Annotated in this window: 19 protein-coding genes and 1 pseudogene; 8 read left to right on the top strand and 12 right to left on the bottom strand. The window is 65.8% G+C overall.

What is annotated here, in order from left to right; all coding sequences use genetic code 11:
- Positions 1-9: 9 nt before the first annotated feature.
- A pseudogene (locus CA982_RS26885) lies at positions 10-410 on the top strand (alpha/beta hydrolase); the annotation flags it as partial.
- Between the two features lie 124 nt (positions 411-534).
- Here CA982_RS26885 and CA982_RS10660 read toward each other — a convergent pair.
- Positions 535-933: a winged helix-turn-helix transcriptional regulator gene (locus CA982_RS10660; protein ID WP_086535306.1), complete on the bottom strand. Its 399-nt coding sequence runs from the start codon at positions 931-933 to the stop codon at positions 535-537.
- Positions 934-1,031: 98 nt separating this feature from the next.
- Here CA982_RS10660 and CA982_RS10665 point away from each other — a divergent pair, with 98 nt between their 5' ends.
- Positions 1,032-1,469 (top strand): hypothetical protein, encoded by a 438-nt coding sequence (locus tag CA982_RS10665; RefSeq protein ID WP_086535307.1) that lies wholly within the window; start codon positions 1,032-1,034, stop codon positions 1,467-1,469.
- A gap of 13 nt (positions 1,470-1,482) precedes the next feature.
- On the opposite strand, the gene CA982_RS10670 is transcribed toward CA982_RS10665, so the two are convergent.
- Complete coding sequence (locus CA982_RS10670; RefSeq protein WP_086535308.1) at positions 1,483-1,785, bottom strand: hypothetical protein; 303 nt, start codon at positions 1,783-1,785, stop codon at positions 1,483-1,485.
- A gap of 212 nt (positions 1,786-1,997) precedes the next feature.
- Between CA982_RS10670 and CA982_RS10675 the strand changes: the two genes are divergently transcribed.
- On the top strand, positions 1,998-2,405 hold the full coding sequence (locus CA982_RS10675; RefSeq protein ID WP_086535309.1) for an STAS domain-containing protein: 408 nt from the start codon (positions 1,998-2,000) through the stop codon (positions 2,403-2,405).
- 13 nt (positions 2,406-2,418) lie between these two features.
- Here the strand turns inward: CA982_RS10675 and CA982_RS10680 are convergent, their stop codons facing one another.
- The gene (locus CA982_RS10680) at positions 2,419-3,183 is read right to left on the bottom strand and encodes an alpha/beta fold hydrolase (RefSeq protein ID WP_086535310.1); all 765 of its coding nucleotides are present in this window, start codon (positions 3,181-3,183) and stop codon (positions 2,419-2,421) included.
- Positions 3,184-3,308: 125 nt separating this feature from the next.
- Between CA982_RS10680 and CA982_RS10685 the strand changes: the two genes are divergently transcribed.
- Positions 3,309-3,917: a TIGR03086 family metal-binding protein gene (locus CA982_RS10685; protein WP_086535311.1), complete on the top strand. Its 609-nt coding sequence runs from the start codon at positions 3,309-3,311 to the stop codon at positions 3,915-3,917.
- 9 nt (positions 3,918-3,926) lie between these two features.
- Here CA982_RS10685 and CA982_RS10690 read toward each other — a convergent pair whose 3' ends face one another.
- Genes CA982_RS10690 through CA982_RS10710 form a run of 5 tightly spaced genes read right to left on the bottom strand, consistent with a single transcriptional unit; the run spans position 3,927 to position 10,816 of the window.
- Positions 3,927-5,162: a DUF418 domain-containing protein gene (locus CA982_RS10690; RefSeq protein ID WP_208617927.1), complete on the bottom strand. Its 1,236-nt coding sequence runs from the start codon at positions 5,160-5,162 to the stop codon at positions 3,927-3,929.
- Positions 5,163-5,209: 47 nt separating this feature from the next.
- Positions 5,210-6,028: an alpha/beta fold hydrolase gene (locus CA982_RS10695; protein WP_158097807.1), complete on the bottom strand. Its 819-nt coding sequence runs from the start codon at positions 6,026-6,028 to the stop codon at positions 5,210-5,212.
- A gap of 5 nt (positions 6,029-6,033) precedes the next feature.
- Positions 6,034-6,714 carry a DUF998 domain-containing protein gene (locus CA982_RS10700; protein ID WP_158097808.1) on the bottom strand — a complete coding sequence of 227 codons (681 nt, stop codon included), beginning with the start codon at positions 6,712-6,714 and terminating at the stop codon, positions 6,034-6,036.
- Positions 6,711-10,016, bottom strand: a complete 3,306-nt coding sequence (gene lysX, locus CA982_RS10705) for a bifunctional lysylphosphatidylglycerol synthetase/lysine--tRNA ligase LysX (protein ID WP_086535314.1) — start codon at positions 10,014-10,016, stop codon at positions 6,711-6,713. The genes CA982_RS10700 and lysX overlap by 4 nt, the downstream gene beginning before the upstream one ends.
- Positions 10,016-10,816, bottom strand: coding sequence for an alpha/beta hydrolase family protein (locus CA982_RS10710; RefSeq protein ID WP_158097809.1), 801 nt, complete (start codon positions 10,814-10,816; stop codon positions 10,016-10,018). Before CA982_RS10710 ends, lysX begins: the two co-directional genes overlap by 1 nt.
- Before the next feature lie 325 nt (positions 10,817-11,141).
- Here CA982_RS10710 and CA982_RS10715 point away from each other — a divergent pair, with 325 nt between their 5' ends.
- The 3 genes from CA982_RS10715 (at position 11,142) to CA982_RS10725 (ending at position 14,338) form a co-directional block, all read left to right on the top strand.
- Positions 11,142-11,816: a response regulator gene (locus tag CA982_RS10715; RefSeq protein WP_086535316.1), complete on the top strand. Its 675-nt coding sequence runs from the start codon at positions 11,142-11,144 to the stop codon at positions 11,814-11,816.
- Positions 11,813-12,973 (top strand): sensor histidine kinase, encoded by a 1,161-nt coding sequence (locus CA982_RS10720; RefSeq protein WP_244176215.1) that lies wholly within the window; start codon positions 11,813-11,815, stop codon positions 12,971-12,973. The genes CA982_RS10715 and CA982_RS10720 overlap by 4 nt, the downstream gene beginning before the upstream one ends.
- An 84-nt stretch (positions 12,974-13,057) precedes the next feature.
- Complete coding sequence (locus CA982_RS10725; RefSeq protein WP_086535317.1) at positions 13,058-14,338, top strand: alpha/beta hydrolase; 1,281 nt, start codon at positions 13,058-13,060, stop codon at positions 14,336-14,338.
- Between the two features lie 36 nt (positions 14,339-14,374).
- Here the strand turns inward: CA982_RS10725 and CA982_RS10730 are convergent, their stop codons facing one another.
- Both CA982_RS10730 and CA982_RS10735 read right to left on the bottom strand, forming a co-directional pair.
- Positions 14,375-15,601, bottom strand: a complete 1,227-nt coding sequence (locus tag CA982_RS10730; protein WP_086535318.1) for a cation:proton antiporter domain-containing protein — start codon at positions 15,599-15,601, stop codon at positions 14,375-14,377.
- Positions 15,602-15,703: 102 nt separating this feature from the next.
- Positions 15,704-17,464 carry an ABC transporter ATP-binding protein gene (locus tag CA982_RS10735; RefSeq protein ID WP_086535401.1) on the bottom strand — a complete coding sequence of 587 codons (1,761 nt, stop codon included), beginning with the start codon at positions 17,462-17,464 and terminating at the stop codon, positions 15,704-15,706.
- Positions 17,465-17,709: 245 nt separating this feature from the next.
- Here CA982_RS10735 and CA982_RS10740 point away from each other — a divergent pair, with 245 nt between their 5' ends.
- The gene (locus CA982_RS10740) at positions 17,710-18,381 is read left to right on the top strand and encodes a TetR/AcrR family transcriptional regulator (protein WP_086535319.1); all 672 of its coding nucleotides are present in this window, start codon (positions 17,710-17,712) and stop codon (positions 18,379-18,381) included.
- Between the two features lie 27 nt (positions 18,382-18,408).
- On the opposite strand, the gene CA982_RS10745 is transcribed toward CA982_RS10740, so the two are convergent.
- On the bottom strand, positions 18,409-19,131 hold the full coding sequence (locus CA982_RS10745) for an aspartate/glutamate racemase family protein (RefSeq protein WP_086535320.1): 723 nt from the start codon (positions 19,129-19,131) through the stop codon (positions 18,409-18,411).
- A 21-nt stretch (positions 19,132-19,152) separates the two neighbouring features.
- Positions 19,153-20,664, bottom strand: coding sequence for an NCS1 family nucleobase:cation symporter-1 (locus CA982_RS10750; RefSeq protein ID WP_086535321.1), 1,512 nt, complete (start codon positions 20,662-20,664; stop codon positions 19,153-19,155).
- Between the last annotated feature and the right edge of the window lie 229 nt (positions 20,665-20,893).

The raw sequence follows: 20,893 nt of genomic DNA on the forward strand, positions 1-20,893 counted from the left end.
TGAGGCCCTGATCTGTACCTACCGACTGGCGACCATGTGGACGACTCGCTGCCGTTGGTGACGATCATCCACGGCGGTGGTTGGGAAAGCCGCGCGGGTGCAGAGCAATTCGACGAGATGGCCAGAGATCTCGCCGGCCGCGGGTTGGCCGTCTACAACGTGGAGTACCGGCGGCTCGGCACGGGCGGAGGATGTCCACCACCTTCCACGATGTGGCTCGCGCACTGGACCACGTACCGGCGATCGCAGAGACGTACCCGCAGTTGCGAATCGACGACGAGTTGGTGATCGGACACAGCGCCGGTGCGCAATTGGCCGTCCGGGGCGGCACCCGCCATCGCCTCACCGACGATGAGGTCGGCTCGCGTCCTGCGTTCGTCCCATCAAACATCGACGCAACATCCCCACCCGCACGAAAAGCACTGACCCCCAGCGCAACCCCCAGAAGCGACCGACACGAACACGACCAACAAATCGGTCGACACCGACAAACCCTCCGGCCTCAACCCGAAGTCGAGAGTGTTCCGCGGAACACTATGAGGTCGGCGCCGCGCTCCCCTGCCGAGCGACTTTCGGTTGGATGACTTCCTTCGCGTACGTCTTCCCCCACTCGTTCAGTGCCGACACGAACGAACTCAGCGCCTGCCCCTGGTCGGTGAGCGAATACTCGACCCTGGGCGGGACCTCCGGGAAAGCAGTGCGCTGCACGATGCCGTCGCACTCGAGTTCACGGAGCTGGCGGGTGAGTACCCGCGGAGTGACCGGACCGACCGCACGTCCCAGCGCCCCGTACCTCATCGGACCCTCGAGAAGGTTCTTCACGATGGTCATCTTCCAGGAGCCGCCGAGAACGGCAACGCTCACTTCGACGGGACACACTTCGTAGGCGCGGCGAACCGGATCCCTCAGAGTGGGCACGTCCTCGCTGTCCATCGTCGACCTCCCGCAGTTACTTCTCGTGGACATTCTCGTCCATATGGACGATATTGTGCATACTACCGTCGGTGCACGTAGTGAGTTAGACAGAAGTCATGCACGGTTCCGTCGAGCAACGCGAGAACACTTCGGTGGAGCGCGACTTCGCGCGCTTCACGGCTCCGACAGTCCGAGCGTGGCTGGGTTCGATCGCAGTCCTGGCGACGCCGGCGGCCGCAGCCCTCTACGACGTCGGCACTGTGCCCGGGTTGATCGGAACAGGCTGTGCCGGGGCGGTTCTGACACTCGCCCACCTCGGGCTGCAATGCCAGGCCGCGATACTCGTCCTGCGAGATGGCCGATGGCTGCCGGCAGTGCTGGCCGCAGCGCTGTGCGCGGCGACGCTGACTGCGCTGTATCTGGTGGCGTTCGACCACCCCGCGGGGTGGTACCTGCTGCTCATGAGTGTCGTGGCGGTTGCCGCGTACGCCGCTGCTGCCGGCCCGAGAGCAACCACAACGGTCGACCGTCGATCAGGTCCGACACCTCGGTGACGGTGGCGCAGCGCTACCGGCCGATCGCCACCGGAGGCAAGGCACGGACGACGACCATCAGCGGCTCGCAGTAGAACGCGCTCGACATACAGACGAACCGTCCGGTCTTGTCGTAGTTCCAGGCGTCGCCATGGAACGACCATGTCAACCCGTCCGGCGATGGCTGCATTGCGCACTGGGCCTGGGATTTCCCTGCGCACGGCCCCTGGATCTTCCATGGGCCCACCGGATAGGCGTCGGCCGTTCCCGCGCCACTCACCATCGATCCCACCGAAGCGGCCAGGATGACACCGGCAGATGCGAGTCGCGTCTTCATATTCATGAATCGTGTATCGCACATACGGCATAGATGAGTTACGCCGCATCGGTCCTCCCCTGCAGCCATCCGGGTCGCGTACGGCGCCGAAGGTCCTTCCGAGACACCCAGGAAGGCACCGGCGAAGCCAACTGCCGACGCCACAGAGGCGGATCTCGATGCGCTGCCATCGCACTGATGGGTGACATCGAGCGGACAGAAGGCAGCGCCACATGAAGGCAGACAGCTTCGAACCGGTAGTCGTCGACGATGACCAGGACGCGTCCCCGGCAGGTCGTGCACTGGCACTGATCTCGACACGGCGCGATCAGCTCACGATCCTGACCGCTCACGGCAGCATCGATCTACTCACCGTTCCCCGGTTGGGCGCAGCCGTTCTCGAAGCGGCGAGCGGGCAACCCCGCGGGCTGATCATCGATCTCACCGCCACCGATTTCCTCGCGTCCTCCGGGATCGCCGCGCTCCTCGCCGCGCGTGACACCATCACCCCGTCCGGCCGGTTCGGTCTCGTCGGTGACCACCCCGCGATCACGCGGCCCCTGCAGATGACCGGTTTCGATCGCACCCTCGCGCTCTACGCAACGCTCGCAGACGCTTTCGCGGCGATGACCCAGGACTGAGAAAGCGGCGCGGTCACTCGCCACCCAAGAACTGCACGATCACCGCGTTCACCGCCTGTGGCGCCTCGATCGGGATGAGATGCGTCCCGGGGATCACCGCCAGTCGAGCGCCGGCGATGGCTGCGGCGACGTCGCGACTGTGCTCGAGGGTCACCTCGTCCCGGTCGCCCTGCATCACCAGCACCGGTACGGTGATGGCCGCCAGATCACCGAGATCGATCTCGGGTTCGGAGTTGATCATCGCCATCGTCTTGTCGAACACGACCGGAAAATGATCTGCTCCGTCCGGTGATTCGGATGCGTACTCCGCGGCGAAGAAACCCATCAGCTCGTCGTCGGCGGTGTCGAGCGCATCGAGGATTCCGCCTACGGCCCGCCCCGAACCGTTGAAGTACTGGCCGATCAGTACCAGGCGACGGACCAGATCGGGTCGACGAAGCGCGACCAGCACGCCGACCACCGCACCATCACTCCACCCGACGATCTCGGCCGGGCCACCGACGACCTCGTCGAGATAGGCGATCGTCTCCTCGGCCATGTCCGCGTAGTGGAACTCGTCCATCACGTCCGGGCTGTGACCGTGGCCGTGCCGCTCTGGACAGAACACCTTCCAGCCCGCCTCGACGAGCGCGGGCACCTGCCCACCCCATGACGACGCGCCCGCGAACGCACCGTGGAGCAGCACGACGGGCTGACCGTCTCCGTGGATCTCGAGCCAGACACGGGTATTCGGCTCCGGGTGGCTGATGGTCGTGTACTCGCGTATCGGAGAGGTCACCTTGCCAGAGTAGAGACCGACGCCGGGCGCCGTGGCACTACGCGGGGGTCGTCCGGACGGCCGATGAGAAACCGAGGCCGGACGAGTCAGCCTCGATAGGTGTTCACACGACGAAAGGGAGTCCCATGCCCACCGACACCACCCAGGCGCCGTCGATACTGGCGGCCGCCGACCACATGCTCGCGATGACCGCCACGATCTCCGATGCCGACCTGGGCCGTCCGACACCCTGTCGCGACATGGATCTCGCCGCGCTGCTGGCCCACGTCGACGGACTGTCCCAGGCGTTCACCGCCGCGGCACGCAAGGACTTCGGTCCGTTGACCTCGACGCCGCCGGACCCGGCACAGAGCCGACTGTCGTCGGAGTGGCGAGACGATCTGGCTCGGCATGTGCGCGAACTCGCCCACTCCTGGGACGACGACGCCGCCTGGGAGGGCATGACCCAGGCGGGCGGCGTCGAGTTGCCCGCCGAGATCATGGGACGGGTGGCGTTGTCGGAACTGGTGTTACACGGCTGGGACGTCGCCCACGCCGCGGGCGTCCCGTTCGAGGTCCCCGATGAGATCCTCCAGGTCGTCTTCGACTTCCACCACCCACCCCAACCACAGGACGAGCGCGAGGGAATGTTCGGGCCGGTGGTCGAGGTGCCCGACGACGCACCGCTCGTCGACCGGCTCGCCGGCCTGACCGGCCGGGATCCCAGGTGGGCGCAGGCAACCACGCAGGGCTAGCAGACAGTCTCAACGGATGTACTGCGCGGGCTTGGTGGCCAGATAGAGCAGTTGCTCCAGTGGTCCGCGACGAAAGATGCGAGACCAGAGGGTGGCGAAGAGTGCGGCTCCGGCGACGAACCACAGCAGGGGCACCCACGAGGCCTGGTCGAGCGGCCCCGCCTGCATCCCGAGAGCGGACTGCAGGACGAAATGCCCCACGTAGCAGGTCAGAGACATGCTTCCGACGGCGATGAGCGGCACCGCCAGACGTCGAAGCCATCCGCAGCTCTGCACGACGGCGACTGCGGTGACGATCACGAGTGTCGCAACCCCCAAGCTGCCGATGATGTCGAAGGTCGTACCGCTGTGCGGACCCGCCAACAAGAGCGCACCGGGATCTGACTGAGCGCCAACCGGTTCGAGCCCCTTGTCGAACTTCGGGGCCACATCCATGCCCGACGACGCCCCGGATTCGGCCATGCTCTTGAGCGCGTCCCCACCGGCGAGCAGCCGGGAGAGACCATATCCGAGGACCGTGAGGACCACACCCAGCGCGGCCAGTCGCTTTCGGACTGCGTCGATCGACATGTCCAGGCGGGCCAGCGCCATACCTGCGATGACAAACGGCATCCAGGTGATCGCCGGGTACATTCCGGTGAGCAGGAGATCGAGGACGCCGACGCCGCTGAGCCGCTCCAACGGGTCGATAGCGTTGACGCTCTGCTGAACAGAGTCGGTCAGCGTGCTGCGCAGGATGTAGGCGAGTTGCGGTGTCACCAGCGCGAGTCCGAGGGCGATGAGTGCGAGAGCGCGAGCCCTCAACCTCACCAGCGGCAACGCCAACAAGAAGTAGACCCCGTAAGCAGCGAGGATCACGACGTCGCCGTAGAACATCGCCATCACACTTCCCAGTCCCAGAAGGACCAGGGCACGAATAGCGATCCGCGCCTTTGCTTGTCGACCCGCCCTACCGGTCTTCGGCTCCAGACGACCGGCGATCAGCATCAGCGAGAATCCGGCAAGAGTCGCGAACAACACCGAGGAGCGACCGTCGGCCAGATATCGAACCCAGCTACCCACCCCACTTGTGGCCGACAGCGGGGGGCCGATGTGCACGGTGTACATGCCGAACACGGCCAGCGCCCGCGCCACATCCAGGCCGACGATTCGGCCCACCGAGGCGCCGGACGAGGCCGACGTGTCTCCGGTCGACTGGTCCGTGGGCTCGGGGAGAATCGGGTCCGGGTTCTGTAGCGACGTCACAGCCCCATGCTTGCGCCCAGGCGTGCTCGCGCCCATCCCTCAGGTGTCTATTTCGACCCCGCCGATCGGATGAGACCTGCGACATCGGCTGCCCGATCGACCATCAGATGGTGGCGAGCCGGCGTGAGAACAACGCACTCTGCCCGCAACTCGCGCGCGGCGCGACGCTGCATCCGGATCCAGCGCGCCGATGATGGGAAGGCTCGGCCCGAATCAGCGGCGATCACGAGAGCGGGACCGAGCAATGGCGCTGATCCCCGGATCTCCATCAGGTCGGCGACGAGCCGAGGATACGCGGCGTACTCCCGTAGGAGAGCACGAATGTAGGAGCGGCCGCGAAGGACCGTCGCCGCAACCTCAGAACGCGAACTGCCCGACTCCCGGACGCTCCCGATCAGCAGGCGATGAGCCGTCGGGACCAGGGTGGGGACTCCGGAACCGACCAGCAGCCCAGCGAGGGTCTGTGCGATCGAGTCCCGGCAGTCGGGTGAGAGTGCCGTTCGCGACGGTGTCGGTACCGATCCGTCCACCAGCACCACGCCCCCGACAAGCGATGGATGGGTGCGCGCGAGCGCTTCGGCATAGAGCCCGCCGAGCGAGTGCCCGACGACGATCGTCGGTCCTCGCAGGGTGAGTTCGTGCATCAGTCGACGGAGTCGTTCGACTTCGCCGCGGATGCTGGGGACCTCGGCAGCCGGCGGATTGAGACCGTATCCGGGTCGGTCGGACCGAATCACCTGCCGTTCGGACGACAACAGGTGGACGACCCCGTCCCAATCGAACCAGTTGCCACCGAGCCCGCTGCAGAGCAAGACTGCGGGACCACGACCGTCGACGGCGACATGCTCCGCCGGGAGATCGGGCACGGTCGTCACTTCACACCGACTGCAGCGGAAGTCGCAGGCCGCGCGGACCACAGCGCATCCAGTGCAGCGACAATCAACCAGGCGCTGGTTCCGATGAGTTGCGCACGCTGCGCGAGGCCGAGATAGAGGACATGCTGCTCACGCAGCGCGATCGCAGCGAGCGTCCACGCCGTTGCCGTGACCAGCACCACCACTGAACCCCCCGACAACAGTCGCCGCCATTGCGGCGCGTCGATGCGTCTGATCGCAAGCCAGCAGCACGCTGCCGCGAACAACGCCGCAGTCGAGGCCACGGAACTGAAGATCGCGTGCAGTGTCTCCGACATCGACGACCCGGCAGAGCCCGCGTCGCAACCCGGATGAACCGACGGGGCACACGCCATGGGCCAGCGCGAGTCGAGGAGGGTGGCCACGGCGAACACCATGAGCGCCACCCATCCGAACAGTTGCCACCGCCCGTGCAGTGGCCGCTTCAGCACTACAGCCCCGGCCGATGCGACGAGCAACGCCGCGATCAGATCGGCCGTTCTGTACAACGCTCCGAGCGGACGATCCCGGGCGCCGAGTTCGCTGACGTATCCGCGGAGTGGGTCCACACCGGAGACCAACCCGATGTCGAGAACCCACGAGGAGTACGCGAGGGCACCGGCGACCAGGAGCGCCGCAGGGAGCAGTCGCGCGCTCACGGATGAGGCCTGACGAGTGGGAATGCGAGTGACTCTCGAATGGTCGCTCCGGTGATGAGCATGACGACGCGGTCGACACCCATACCGAGTCCTCCGGTCGGCGGCATCGCGTACTCGAGGGTCGTCAAGAAGGCCTCATCGAGTTCCATGGCGTCCGGGTCCCCACCCGCGGCCAGCATGGACTGCTGGGTCAGTCTCCGCCTCTGTTCGATGGGGTCCGTCAGCTCGCTGTAGGCGGTTCCGAGCTCGACACCCCAGGCCACCAGGTCCCACTTCGCCGCGACTCCCTCGATCGTCGGGTGTGGTCTCGTCAACGGCGAGGTCGACGTCGGGAAGTCGGTGTAGAAGGTGGGGAATTCGGTCGTCTTCTCCACGAGTTCCTCATAGAGAGCCTGCGCCACTGCGCCTGCGTCCCATGTCGTCTGATAACCGACATCCCGGTCGTTGCAGAGACGCTGCAAGGTATCCAAGGGCGTGTTCGGGTCGACATGCACTCCGACAGCGTCGGACACTGCCTGGTACATCGACACGACGGGCCAGTCCCCGGATATGTCGACCTCGACCAGGTCGCCGTCCGGCCCGCGCCGCATGATGACCTCTCGACCGTGCGCGGCCACCGCCGCAGCTTGGATGAGCCGACGGCACAGGGTCATCATCTCCTCGTAGTCGCTGTGCGCGCGATAGGCCTCGAGGATGGTGAACTCCGGGTTGTGGGTCCGGTCGGCCCCCTCGTTGCGGAACACACGTCCGATCTCGAAAACCTGGTCCATTCCCGCCACGCAGAGTCGCTTCAGGTACAGCTCCGGGGCGATGCGCAGATAAAGATCCAGGTCGTAGGCATTGATATGGGTCTGGAACGGCGCAGCGTTGGCGCCTCCGTGAACCGGCTGGAGTATCGGTGTCTCGACCTCGAGATAGCCGTCTTCGCGCAGGAGGTCGCGCAGCGCGGTCACGATGGCACTACGGGCTTCGATCACGTCTCGAGCGCGTTGGTTGAGCATCAGATCGAGATGGCGTTGCCGCACCAGCGCCTCGGGATCGGTGAGCCCTTTCCACTTGTCCGGAAGTGGATGCAGTGACTTCCCGAGCAGGGACCAATCTCGCGCAGACAATGCCCGATCGCCGGATCGGGTCCGGGTCAGGACTCCCTCGAACTCGGCGAGGTCGCCGATGTCGAACTCACGGGTGAGAGCCCTTATGCGCTCTTCTCCGACGGACCGAGTATCGATCATGATCTGCACCTGGTCCGACCACACGCGAAGATCGACGAAGACGACTCCGCCGTGGTGACGCACTCGCACCAGCCGACCTGCGAGTCGCATCTCCGTGCCCAGTGGGGCCACCGTCGCCTGCCGAAGGGAATGTGTGGGACGACGAGCCGGCGGACTGGTGTCGACCCCTGATCGCGCGAGGCTCTCGAGCTTGGCCGACCGCACGCGCATCTGTTCCGGCATGCGTCGACGAGGGGGCGGAGGACGCTGAACCGCCCAGCTCGGCGGTCTTCCGTCCAGGTTGAGACCAGCGCGCAGGACGAAGTCACTCGAGAGGCTCTCCTGGGTCCCGGTGTGTCGAGCCGCAGAGTCCGCCGAACCTGGAACGGGAATGAAGCCTTCGGCAATCGCCGAGGCCACTCCCACCCGCGGGAGCGCACTCCCGACCTCGTAGCACAGGTAGCGGGGATACCACTTCGGACAGTACTTCTCATTCGATCGATACAGCGTCTCCAATTGCCACCATCGAGAAAGGAACTGGAGCACTCGTCGCCACGCCTTCAAAACGGGTCCGGCGCCGATGCGTGCGCCGTCGTGAAAGACCGCCCGGAACACCGCGAAGTTGAGCGATATCCGCCTCACGCCCAGCTGCGGCGACTTCTCGGCCAGGGTCGCGATCATCAACTCCACAACACCATTCGGCGCTTCCGGATCTCGCCTCATCACATCGAGCGACAGCGCGTGCGATCCCCACGGCACGAGGGACAACAGTGCTATCGGCTGTCCATCTGGTCGTACTGCTTCGACCAGGACGCAGTCACCGTCCAGAGGATGGCCGAGCCTACCCAGGGCCATCGAGAAACCTCGCTCCGTCGCCGAACCACGCCACGATTCGGCGAGACCGATGACCTCGCCCATCTCGGAGGCGGGAACGTCACGATGCCGCCTGATCCGGACGGTCACTCCGTGGCGGGTTGCTCTGTTGACCGCCTGGCGCACCTGACGCATATCGGCTCCGGCAAGCCGGAACTCACGGGTGTCGAGGACGGCTTCGTCGCCGAGATGCAGAACGTTGAGCCCGCTGGCTCGATATGCTCGCGCACCGGCCTCACTGGCGCCCATGACGGCCGCGGTCCAGCCGTACCGATCGATCTCGCGTCGCCACGCCTTGATCACCTGAGGCCAGGCCTGGACGTCGCCGACCGGATCACCGCTGGCCACGCACACCCCTATTTCCACGCGGTAGGTGATCGCCGCGCGCCCGTCCGGCGAGAAGACCACGGCCTTGTCGCGACGAGTCGCGAAGTACCCGAGCGAATCGTCGTCACCATGGTGCAGCAGCAGACCCCTGATCGCGGACTCGTCGTACCCCGTCAGAGCGTTCGCCGATCGCTGAGCCCGGAACAGAACGAGCATCGATGCCAGGAGTGCAACCGCACCGAAGGTCCCCAGCACGGCGGAGGCTGCCGCCGGCGGGTGACCGGAGAAGTCGTCGAGATCGATGAGACTGAGCGCGCTCACCCTGTTGAATGCCCACAGCAGACGCTCGCCCGGCGCGAGATCGCCCGGGACGACCGAGAGAAGACCCCAACCCGCAACGGTGCCAACACATAGCCCCACGATCAGCACGGTCACCGCCCGCGGCAGGGCTCCTCGCCGCACGCGTGTCGAGAACTGCTTCCGCGCGGCAACCAGGATGAGCAACACCCCGGATTCGATGACTGTCGCGACAGCGGCGTGCGGATCACCGTCCACCACCACCAGAGCGGCCAGAAAGAGCACTCGCACAACGAGATAACCGACCAGCAGCCACCACGCGACTCGCTTCCTGCGGCCGAGTGCTGCGGCGAGCAGTCCCAGTACGAGGGCCCAGGACAGACTCGTGTCCGGAGCGTCGAAGTAGTAGTCGTCGAAGTACCGCCGGGGAACGCTGACGAGGTGACGAACGGGCGGTGCGATGCTCCACAGGGCGACGACCGCGGCAAAGAGTCCCAGGACCCGCCCCGTGATTCGCGGAACGTTGCCGCTCCACCGATCGGCCTCCACCGGTGCGCGAACCTGACGCCAGACATCGGTCAAAGTACTCACCATCAGTAGTGCTGCCTAACCGTCCAAGGGCCTGTTGTCGATGTCATGGACTTGTCGATCGCACGCAGAGTCGCCGACATCCCTCGGCCGGGAGTCACCGGTGCCGCGTGACCGCCGGAGCGCAGAGCAACCGTCGTGACCGAAGCGCCGAGCTTGCGGGCAGCGGTCGCGTAGTCGGCCCCGACGGAGTATCGGACGACCCGGTCGTCGACGGCGTGCACGATCGTGACCGGTACCGCGGGGTTGATTCGCTCGATCGGGTTGACCAGCGCGTACCGTCGGGGGACATCGCGTCGATCGCCACCAAGGACATCGCGCGCGTTGGTGCTGATTCGTCCCGTTGCGGCCATGTCCAGAACACCTGCCAGACTTATCGCCGCGCGCGGCACGACCCGCGGTGGCGGTCCGGGCCCGTCCGTCGGACGGACTGCGCGCGAAGCGATCCACACCGCGAGTTGACCCCCGGCCGAATGGCCAACCACCACAACGTCTTCGGGGTTGACCAGCGGCGTCGCTCGGGCGAGCTCGGGGATGAAGTCGATTGCATGTGCCACATCGGTGAAGGTGGTGTCCCAGCCACCACCGCTGCCGATGCGGCGATACTCGATGTTCCACACCGTGACTCCGCGTGACTGCAGCTGCGACGCGAGCGCATCGAGCGCGTGCGAGTCGACCCCCGCTTTCCACCCACCGCCGTGGATGAGAACCACGGTGGCGGGACGAGTCGGATGCGACCGCGGAAGGAACAGCCGCCCCTGGGTCTGGTCGTCGACACCCACTCGCAGATAGGGGATTTCGGTCACCGATCCAGGACTGAGGACCACCGGGTGCTGCCGCGGGTGAGACATGGGAATTGACGCGCCGGACCAGCCACAGCCGGCGACGACCGCGCAGATCAGGAACAGCGCTGTTCCGATCACGACGCCGCGTTGCACTCGGTCGTGAAAACGGGCAGCAACTGGGTTCCTGGGCATCGGCACACGCGGTCCTTCTGTCGGCGACCGTTCCAGTCTCAGTCGCCGCGTGGTCCGCTACCACCCGCTGATCAGCTGTTTCACCCCCGCCGACCGGCTGCTCGACCGAGCTGACAACGATCCCGCGTGTCGCCAGGGTCTACATTGAAGCGCTATGTCGAACGAAACTCCGCCGCCCACTGTCCGAGTGGTGATCGTCGACGACGAAGCGCTCATCCGATCCGGCTTCGAACTCATCCTGAATGCTGCACCCGACATCGACGTCGTCGCCACATCGTCGAGCCCGGAAGCCATGCACACCATCGAGACGACGGCACCCGATGTCGTTCTCCTGGATATCCGCATGCCTCCGCCCGACGGACTGATGATTCTGGAAACACTTCAGCAGCGTGTCGATCTGGAACCGATCGTGGCAATGCTCACGACGTTCCACACCGACGACTACGTACTGAGGGCGCTTCGCCACGGAGCCGCGGGGTTCATTCTCAAGGATTCCGAGCCCGGCCAGTTGACCCAAGCCGTCCGGACTCTGGCCGCGGGCGGGGTCGTGATGTCGAGCAAGGCCACGTCGGCGCTTCTGGATTCCACGCGACAGCCGGAGGAAGACGCGACGGCGGTCAGCAGGGTCGCACTGCTCACCGGACGTGAACGCGATGTCGTTGTTCTGCTCTCGGCCGGGTTGACCAACGCGCAGATCGCCCAGGAGCTGTATCTGAGCGTCGGGACCGTCAAAGACCATGTCAGTGCGGCACTCGGCAAATTGCGGGTGTCGACCAGAGTCGAAGCCGCCCTCCTGGCGCAGCGCGCCGGACTCCTGGAGCACGAATGACTGACACCCTGCTGAGGCCGTCGCCCCGCCGCTGGGTCATCGATCTGATGGCGGTCGCCGTGAGCGTCGCCGACATGGGCGTGGCCATGTGGACCAACGAACTCGGAATGTCTGCACTCGCGATCGCCTGCGTGGTCGGCGCGGTGGTCGGTGTCCTCGTCCGCAATGACCACCCGCTGATCGGATTCGTCCTCACACTGCCGGCGGTCGGCATCGTCGGCGCTCTCGCCGCACCCGCGATCACCCTGTTCGCCGTCGCTCGGCATACCGAACGGGTCGCGGTTGTGGCCCTGTGCGTGGTGACCAGCGCGGTCATGGCTTCTCTGTCGGAGCCGCTACCCCAGCCCGACCGAGCCTACGAGGTTGCTGTCGCTCTCGCCTACTTCACTGCGGGCGCTGCCGCCCCCGCGTTCTTCGGACGAATGACACGACTTCATCACGCCTTGCGTAGACGTCTCGACGAAATCGACGACATCCACGCGCACGAGCGGCAGTTGTACGCCCAGACGGTTCTGTCGCGCGAGCGCGCACAAATCGGTCGCGAGATGCATGATGTGGTGTCACACCAGGTGACCCTCATCGCGGTCCGTGCGGCCACCATCTTGGTCGACCCCAGCCCCCAGCGAGCGCGCACCGAGGCCGAAACCATTCGTGGCCTGGCTGTGTCGACGCTCGAAGAGCTGCGTCACCTCGTGACCCTGCTTCGGGCCTCTGGCGGTTCGTCGAGCGACACGTCCACCGCGCCGCAGCCGGACATGTCCGATCTCCGTGCGCTCATCGACAACTCCGGGATCGACGTCCGTGAACTCGGTCGGCTACCCACCGACCTCCCGGGCGCCTGGCAGCGAACGATCTATCGAATGGTCCAGGAATCATTGACCAATACCCGCAAGCACGCCCCCGGCGCCGAAGCGACAATCCGGTACACGGTCGAAGAACCTGCGCACCTGGTGGTCACCATCACCAACTCGCCTGCGCAGCGTCCGGCACTGGCCCTACCCGGCGCAGGGCACGGCCTGATCGGGTTGCGCGAGCGTGCTGAACTGCTCGGCGGAACGCTGACGGCCGGCCCCTCACCGGACGGCGGCTTCACCGTGACACTCGCCCTGCCCGTGGTCTCCGTCAATCAGTCGAAAACCGAACGGAGACGGAAGTAGTGCCCTGTCTCCGCTTGCACCTCCAGACCGTCCACGGCAGATCATCGACCGTGGCGGTCAGACCATGAGACCTCGGACGGTGCCATGAGTGTCCCCGAACTCCCGCTGCTGACCCAGTGGGTCGTGCCGGGAGTTACGGCGGTCACCTGCGTCGTCTCGATCGTAGCCGTGGCGAGACGGCCGTCGCGATGGGTGCGCAGGTGGCTCCCGGTGTCGCTGGTCGGGGGCGCTCTGATCCTGACAGCGGTTGTCACCGGCTTCCACGTCGCAGAACTGGGTACTGCCGGCGTGCCACTGTCGTTGTGGTGCGCGGCATTCGCGACGGGCGCCGCGCTGCCGACTGCGATCCTCGGGTCCGTGCAAGGCCGTTGGTGGCAGCGTGTGTCGGCGGTCGCGACTGTGCCGGCGACGCTTGTCGTGCTGCTCCTGGTGGCCAACCTCTGGACGGGGTACTTCTCGACCACCACACGCGCGTGGGAAGCGTTGACCGGCGAGACTCTGCAGGGACAGATCACCGCGTCCGATCTCGATCACCTGCGCGGAGACCCCCCTACCACCGGACGCATTCTCTCGCTGCCGAATCCGAACGGCCCCAGCAGATTCACGCATCGCACGGAGTACGCCTACATTCCGCCCAACTGGTTTCGGGATCCGCAGCGTCCACTGCAGGCGATCATCATGATCGGCGGCGTCCTCACCACGACCACCGACTGGATTCGCTCCGGCGACGCAACCCGCACAGCCGACCGCTACGAGCGCGCCACCGGACGATCTCCGATCCTCGTATTCGTCGACCCCACCGGACGACTCGGCAACGACACCGAGTGCGTCGACAGCCCCAGAGGGCGCGCCGAGTCGCACATCATCGACGATGTGCTGCCCTGGGTATCCCACACTCTGGCCGGTGGGCGGCATGTCGATGTCGCGGTAGCCGGATGGTCGATGGGCGGCACGTGCGCGATGACGCTGGCGCTTCGTCACCCCGAGCGCTTCCGTGGATTCGCGTCGATCCAGGGTGACCTGCGTCCGGATGTGGGAGGTCGCCAACGCACCATCGACGAGCTCCACGGTGGATCGACCCGGCGATGGTTCGAGCACGACCCGTTGACCATGCTGCGCGACCATCAGCGATACCGTGGGATGTTCGCGTGGTTCGCCGCTCCGGGATCAGGTCCTCCGCAACGATGTTCAGCCGGCGGGCGCGACGAATGTCGAACGACCCTCCAGCTCGCCGACGCCGCCAGAGCTGCCGGCTTGCGGACATCGGTCACGCTCGAGCCGGGACGACATGACTGGCCATTCGCCGCCCGGGGATTTTCCCGCGCGCTTCCTCGACTGATCGCTCAGATGCACTCCGGCCGCTGACAACCGGCCATACCAGATCGGTGGACGCACGGCGACCTAGCTCGACGCCTCCGAACGGCCGTAGAGCTTCCGAATCACCAGCGGTGCCCCCACACCGTGGATGATCAGACTCCCGAAGACGATGAAACAGGTGGCCACGAGGACCGCTGCCCCGTCGTCTTCGGGCAGTGCGTTGAAGGCGATGAGACCGAAGACGATCGATGCCGCTCCACGAGGACCCATCACGGCCATGAACGTCCGGTCCCGCCACGACACCGAACTCCCGATCAACGAGACGAGAACCGGACCGATCCGCCCGAGCGTCAACACGAACACTGCCAGGACGACCGCCGGCCACCAGTTGTAATTGCCCACCAGCAGCGCCACGGACACGACACCGAACGCGAGCCACAGGATCAGATTCACCAAACCGGCAACGTCTTCGACGAGGGAGAACTCGGCCGCATGCTCGGTCTCGTCTTTGCCACCGGGCGACAGCGCGATCCGGAATGTCACCCCGCACACGAACGCCGCCACGAATCCGTTGCCGTGGGCCATGACCGAGAGCGCAAACGTCAGCAACGGTAGAGCGAGGACGCCCAGTCGCAGGCTGTGAAGATCGGCCCATCGGCTGTCCCCCGCTGCCCGGAAGAGCCAGCCGGCCAGGGTTCCGACCGCCAGCCCCACGACGATCGCGATCGCACCGGCGGGAGCCGCTTTGAGGAAGGCCGCCGCAGCCTGCTCCCCGGGGTCGCCGGAAGTCGTGGCCAGCGCCAGTGAAGCAAGGAGGAACGGAGCGACCAGCCCGTCGTTGTACCCGCTTTCGATGCCGAGCCACCGGCGCACCGAGACCGGTATCCGACTATCGCGGATGATCGACAGTTCTGGCGAGAAGTCCACGGGGACCGCGATGCAAGTGATGGCCAGGACGGCGACGACGGAAAGCTCCAGCGGCAGAGCAAGGCCGACGACCATCACCAACGCCAGCGACAGTGGTAGGGCCACCCCCAGGAGCCGGAGAGGGACTGCGCTGAAGTGCGACTTGAGAGGGCCTTTGATGTCCACCGCATCGACGAAGAGGAGCACGGCGAGCACGATCTCCGCGAGATACAGCGCCAACTTCGAATCGAAGAAGACCACGCTGTCGGCCGTGATCGACCAACCGATGACTGCTCCGAGTCCGGTCATGAGCAGCGGGCCGGTGATGCCGAGTCGACGGAGTTTCTGCTGAGTCAGCGCCCACAACAACAACGGTCCAGCAAGCATCAACAGCACGAAGCTCATCGGTGGTCAATTCCTTTGCGTCACGAGCATCTTCACGTCCTGCCGAACACACCTGCACTGCAGGCGGGCCGACGGACCGGTGCCACTATTGCACACGCGGCGCTAGTGACTGATCCGGAGCGCCGCGACCAGTTCACGGTAGAGTTCGTCGTCGTTCAGCAACTCGCGATGCGTACCGCGAGCGCGAATGCGTCCGCGCTCCAGCACAACGATCTCGTCAGCGTCGATCACCGTCGACAACCGGTGCGCGATCGTGACCACCGCGTTGCGTTGCGCCACTCTGCTGATGACCTCGTGGATGGCGGCCTCGGTTCGGCCGTCGAGCTGCGCCGTGGCTTCGTCGAGGAGAAGAATGTCGGCATCGCTGATCAGCGCGCGGGCGAGCGCGAGCCGCTGACGTTCGCCACCGGAGAGCGTGGTGCTCAACGCAGGCGTGTCGAGACCCCCGGGTAGGGCTCGTACGCGCTGGTCCAGATCCACTGCCGCCAGCGCCTCGAACATCGCGGCGTCATCCGCCCGCGGGTTCCCGAGAGCGAGGTTGTCACGCACCGACCCGGGAACCACAGGCGTGTCCTGTTCCACGTAGGCGAATCGGGACCGTACCTCGTGGTAGCTCAACTGCTCGTACGGGGCGCCGTCGAGGAGCAGGTGCCCCGCGGAGGGATCGAGGAACCGCAGCATCAACGAGAAGATCGTCGTCTTACCGGCTCCCGAGGGGCCGACGATCGCCAGGTGACCTCGGCGAGGTACGTCGAGGTCGACGTCGATCACAACCGGCTTCGATGTCTCGTCGTAGCGTGCTTCGACGTCGACGAATCGCACCAGCGCCGTCTCGGGGGACCCACCGTGGAGACTTCGCGGAGTCCCGTCGGCTTCCGAGCCGTCGGTGCCCCCGGGCCTTACCTGCACGTCGTCGGACTCCACGCGAATGGACTCGAGTTCGCGGATCCGACCCGCTGCCGCGATGCCTGCCTGGAGTTGCGAGACATGCATGGTGAGTTCGGTGACCGGCTCGACGAGTTGGAAGGCGTACAGCAGGAACGCGACGAGCGTCGAGACTGCCAGCGTTCCGTTCGACACCCGCCAGGCGCCGATGGCCAGAACAGCGATGACCGAGAGCTGGATTCCCGCACCCGCCGCCGTCCACGCGACCGCTTCGATTCGCACCGCTCGGATGCTGTGTCGCGCCGACAACCGCGCGTCTCGCATCACGCGGTCGGCCTGGCTGCGTTCGGCTCCGTTCACCTTGATGGTTCGCAGCGCACGGATGCCACCTTCGAGTCGAGAGCCGAGATCGCCGAGTGAACTCTGTGCTCCCTGCTGCGCACTCGCGATGCGTGGCATCAAGATCCCGACCACGATGCCGACGCCGATGACCGCAACCAGGGTGACGAGCAAGATGGGCCAGTCCAACACCGCCATCAGCACGATCGAACCGACCAATGCGATCGAGCTGTTGACGATCTGGACGATGCTCGACGATGCCGCTTCCCGCAGCAGGACGGTGTCCGAGGTGACCCGGGTGACCAGCTCTCCACCCGACCGCTTGCTGAGCGCGTCGACTCGTGCGCCGTAGATCCGGCGAATGAGCGAGGTCCGCGCCCCGAGCACCACCTTCTCCGCCATGGTTCCCAACACGATTTGTTGCCAGAACCCGAGCAGTGCACCGATGACCAGTAGACCCAACAGGATGACCACCGGCAGGACCATCGAGCCGCTCCCGCTCAAGCTGTCCAGCACCCACTTGATCGCCATCGGCGTGGCCAACAGGCTCGCGGTCGCACCGAGTCCGAGTACCAGTCCGAGGATCAGCGACGACCGGTGCGGGCGGACCAGGCCCCAGAGCACTCGAAGGCGTGGCAACGTGTCCTCGCGGTCACGGCCGGGGGGTCCACCGACATGGTTCGCCGGCCTCGGCTCATCCAGGCGTTGCGTCGTCACGTGTGCTCTCCAGTCTCTCCACCACGACCCAAACCGGCCGATGCGCCCTATAGTACCGACCGAATGGTCGGCACTATAGGGCGCGGTGGATGGTTGGAGCCGGTTCGGTGCCGGCGTCGCGACGGCTACGAACCGGCAGCCGGCGAGTTCGGGACCGGGTCGTGGGTATGGTGACCGAGGATCGCCTCAGTCAACCGCTCGTTCCCAGCGCGCCCAGAAACCAGGACATTTCAGTGACATCGCCCGCATCCCCCACTCGAAACACCGAGCGAACTCGGCGCGCCATCCTGCAAGCCGCTGGCGAGTTGCTCGCCGAGCGTGGCCTCTCCCCGTCGCTGTCCGAAATCGCCGCCGCCGCCGGCGTATCGAAAGGCGGTCTCCTGCATCACTTTCCCACCAGAGACAACCTTTTTCTCGAAGTGGTCGTCGACTCCCTGGAACGCTTCCGCGCGGAGGTACTCAGGTTCGTCGACCTGTCCGAGAATCGCCCGGGAAAGGGCTTGCGCGCATACGTGCGCGCTCTGTGCGGCGGCAGCCGCGAAGCCATGAGAATCTTCGCCTCGGAGTTCTGCGGTCCCGTTGAATCCATCCCAGGCGTCGCGCAGGCCCTCAGCGATGACAGCCGAAGGTGGCGCGAATTCTTCAGCCAGGACGGCTTGCATCCCGACCGGATACTCGTCGTCCAACACGCAGTCGAGGGTTTCGCCGGCGCCGCCTACTACGACGACGCGTACAGCGACGACACAGTCGACCACGCGCGCGCTGTGTTCCTGGATCTCATCGACGTGGACTCCTGGCGTCCTGATGACGACAGCGCCGCACGTCAGCACCTGCGCTGACTCACGGTCCGAGCCGCGCGGCGCCGATCAGATCCGAAACGGCCAGCCGGTGATCCGCTTCTCCCGCGGCGGGGCGTAGGTCCGGACCTTCGACGTCGAGAGTCCCATCCGGACAAGGCCTTCGGCGATCGTGACCGCCGCGCGCACCCCGTCGACGATCGGGACCCCGGTCGCTGCGCGGACCTGCTCCTCCAGTTCGGCCATCCCGCCGCAACCCAGGCAGATCACCTCGGCATGGTCGTCGGAAACGGCCCGGGTGGACTGTTCCACGATCGCCTCGACCGCTCGCTGGGGATCCGACTCCAGTTCGAGCACACCGAGCCCGGACGCCCGGACCGACGCGCAGCGCTGGTCCAGGCCCGCGAGCTTCAGTCGGTCCTCGATGAGCGGGACGGTGCGATCCAAGGTCGTCACGACCGAGAACCGGTGCCCGAGATACATCGCCGTCGACGCCGCGGCCTCGGTGATGTCGACCACCGGGACCTCGAGCAGCTCCTGCAGGCCCTCTCGGCCGTGTTCGCCGTAACCGGCCTGGATCACCGCGTCATATGGTTCGGGATAGGCGAGCACCGCATCCATCACGGCGATGGCGGCGAGGTAGGACTCGAAGTTCCCCTCGCACGAGTCTGCTCCGAATCGTGGTGTGATGCCGACGATCTCGGTGCCCGGCGAGGCAACCGAGCGGGCCGAGGAGGCGATGGCCTCGGTCATCGACACGGTCGTGTTGACGTTGGCGACGAGGATGCGCATGGTGATCTTCCCTCTTGTCGATCAGTGGGTGCTGGCGACGGAGATCGGCTCGCCCGACACCTCGGCGAACGGTCCGCGACGGTCGGCGACCGCCAGGTAGACGACCGCACCCAGACCGGCACCGATGAACCAGGAGAACTCCGAGACCACTTCGAAGGCGGGGACGAAGGCCATCACCAGGGCGATGGCGGCGGTCGGGACCAGCGCGGCGATCGCGCGCATGTTCACGCCGTTCCGGTAGTGGTAGGCCGCACCGGGTGCTTCGCTGAACAACGCAGGCACGTCGATCCGCGAGCGGCGGACGAGCCAGTAGTCGGCCATCACGATGCCGAACAGCGGACCGAGGAGCGCACCGAGTCCGCCGAGGAAGTAGTTGATCACCGCGGGCGAGTTGTAGAGGTTCCACGGCAGGATGACCAGTCCGATGATCGCGGCGACGAGCGCTGCGCGCCGGAAGTCGAGATGACGCGGGAACAGATTCGACAGCGCGTAGATCGGCGCGACGAAGTTGGCCATGAGGTTCACCGCGACGGTGAGGATCAGCAGCGCCAGGCAGGCCAGCACCAGCAGGAAGGTGTTGGGGACGGTCTGGACGATGTCCGAGGGCGACTCGATCACCGTACCGTTGATCCGGAACTGCGCGCCGGCGAGGACGATCACGATGCCGCCGAAGAGCAGCATGTTGAGCGGAATGCCCCAGAAGTTGCCGCGCACAATGGCTTTTCGCGATTCCGCGTTACGGGTGAAGTCGCAGAAGTTCAGGACGAAGGTGCCGTAGATCGCGACCCACAGGCTGGCTCCGCCGATGATCTGCAGCCACATGTCCACGCCGGTCAGCGAGTCGGGAGTCGACCACGCGATGGTCCAGTCGGCCTTGCTGAGCATCCAGACGGCCAGCGCCACCATGGTGATCAGGATGACCGGGCCGGCGAAGGCCTCGTAGCGGCGGATCATCTCCATGCCGTAACTGACGATGATCACCTGGATCACCCACAGCGAGACGAAGGAGATCCAGCCCAGGGTCGAGAGCCCGAGGAAACGGTTGGTGTCCAGGTCGGCGGCGCCCGGGAACAAGGCGATGAGCATGATCCGGAGCACGACGGAAGCGAGGTAGGTCTGGATGCCGAACCACGCGATCGCCACTCCGCCACGGATGAGCGCGGGGATCTGGGCGCCGCGGATGCCGAACGAGATGCGGCTCATGACCGGGAACGGCACACCGGTCTTCTCGCCCATGAACCCGGAGAGGTTCAGCAGCAGGAAGAGGAAGACGCCGCCCAGCACCAGTGCCGTCAGGATCTGCCAGCCGCCGAGCCCGAGCGCGAAGAGCCCGATGGCGAAGGCGTAGTTGCCCAGACTGTGGACGTCGTTGGCCCACAACGTGAAGATGTTGTAGCTGCTCCAGCGTCGACCGACACGGCTCGTGGGCGCGAGGTCGTCGTTGTAGAGCTTCGGGCTCAGCCCGTCCGGGACGACGCCGGCGGTACCGGAGACGTTCTCACCGACGGGAATCGTGTGCTGCTCAGTGCTCATCTCTGCACTTTCGATCGGACGGTCGATGACCGCGCTCCTACACTCGCGGAGTTCCGTGATGTGGAATGAAGTTTCCGCGTTCGTGACAGTTAGCCTCACGATCACGGGCGTTGTCAATAGCATGACACCGGGCTACTCGCGAGTTGAGTTCCGAAATGACAGCGCATCATTCCATGATGAGGAATAACCTGGGTTAGTCTCTGGATCGACCCAGGACACGGCGACCAGC

Origin of the sequence: Gordonia lacunae, from assembly GCF_002149015.1 — a bacterium.
GTDB classification, from domain to species: Bacteria; Actinomycetota; Actinomycetes; order Mycobacteriales; family Mycobacteriaceae; genus Gordonia; species Gordonia lacunae.

Bases quoted from the DNA above. Each gene is read 5' to 3' on its own strand.
- CA982_RS10660 (WP_086535306.1), bottom strand. From the start codon at position 933: ATGGACAGCGAGGACGTGCCCACTCTGAGGGATCCGGTTCGCCGCGCC.
- CA982_RS10665 (WP_086535307.1), top strand. From the start codon at position 1,032: ATGCACGGTTCCGTCGAGCAACGCGAGAACACTTCGGTGGAGCGCGAC.
- CA982_RS10670 (WP_086535308.1), bottom strand. From the start codon at position 1,785: ATGAAGACGCGACTCGCATCTGCCGGTGTCATCCTGGCCGCTTCGGTG.
- CA982_RS10675 (WP_086535309.1), top strand. From the start codon at position 1,998: ATGAAGGCAGACAGCTTCGAACCGGTAGTCGTCGACGATGACCAGGAC.
- CA982_RS10685 (WP_086535311.1), top strand. From the start codon at position 3,309: ATGCCCACCGACACCACCCAGGCGCCGTCGATACTGGCGGCCGCCGAC.
- lysX (WP_086535314.1), bottom strand. From the start codon at position 10,016: ATGGTGAGTACTTTGACCGATGTCTGGCGTCAGGTTCGCGCACCGGTG.
- CA982_RS10715 (WP_086535316.1), top strand. From the start codon at position 11,142: ATGTCGAACGAAACTCCGCCGCCCACTGTCCGAGTGGTGATCGTCGAC.
- CA982_RS10720 (WP_244176215.1), top strand. From the start codon at position 11,813: ATGACTGACACCCTGCTGAGGCCGTCGCCCCGCCGCTGGGTCATCGAT.
- CA982_RS10725 (WP_086535317.1), top strand. From the start codon at position 13,058: ATGAGTGTCCCCGAACTCCCGCTGCTGACCCAGTGGGTCGTGCCGGGA.
- CA982_RS10730 (WP_086535318.1), bottom strand. From the start codon at position 15,601: ATGAGCTTCGTGCTGTTGATGCTTGCTGGACCGTTGTTGTTGTGGGCG.
- CA982_RS10740 (WP_086535319.1), top strand. From the start codon at position 17,710: ATGGTGACCGAGGATCGCCTCAGTCAACCGCTCGTTCCCAGCGCGCCC.
- CA982_RS10745 (WP_086535320.1), bottom strand. From the start codon at position 19,131: ATGCGCATCCTCGTCGCCAACGTCAACACGACCGTGTCGATGACCGAG.
- CA982_RS10750 (WP_086535321.1), bottom strand. From the start codon at position 20,664: ATGAGCACTGAGCAGCACACGATTCCCGTCGGTGAGAACGTCTCCGGT.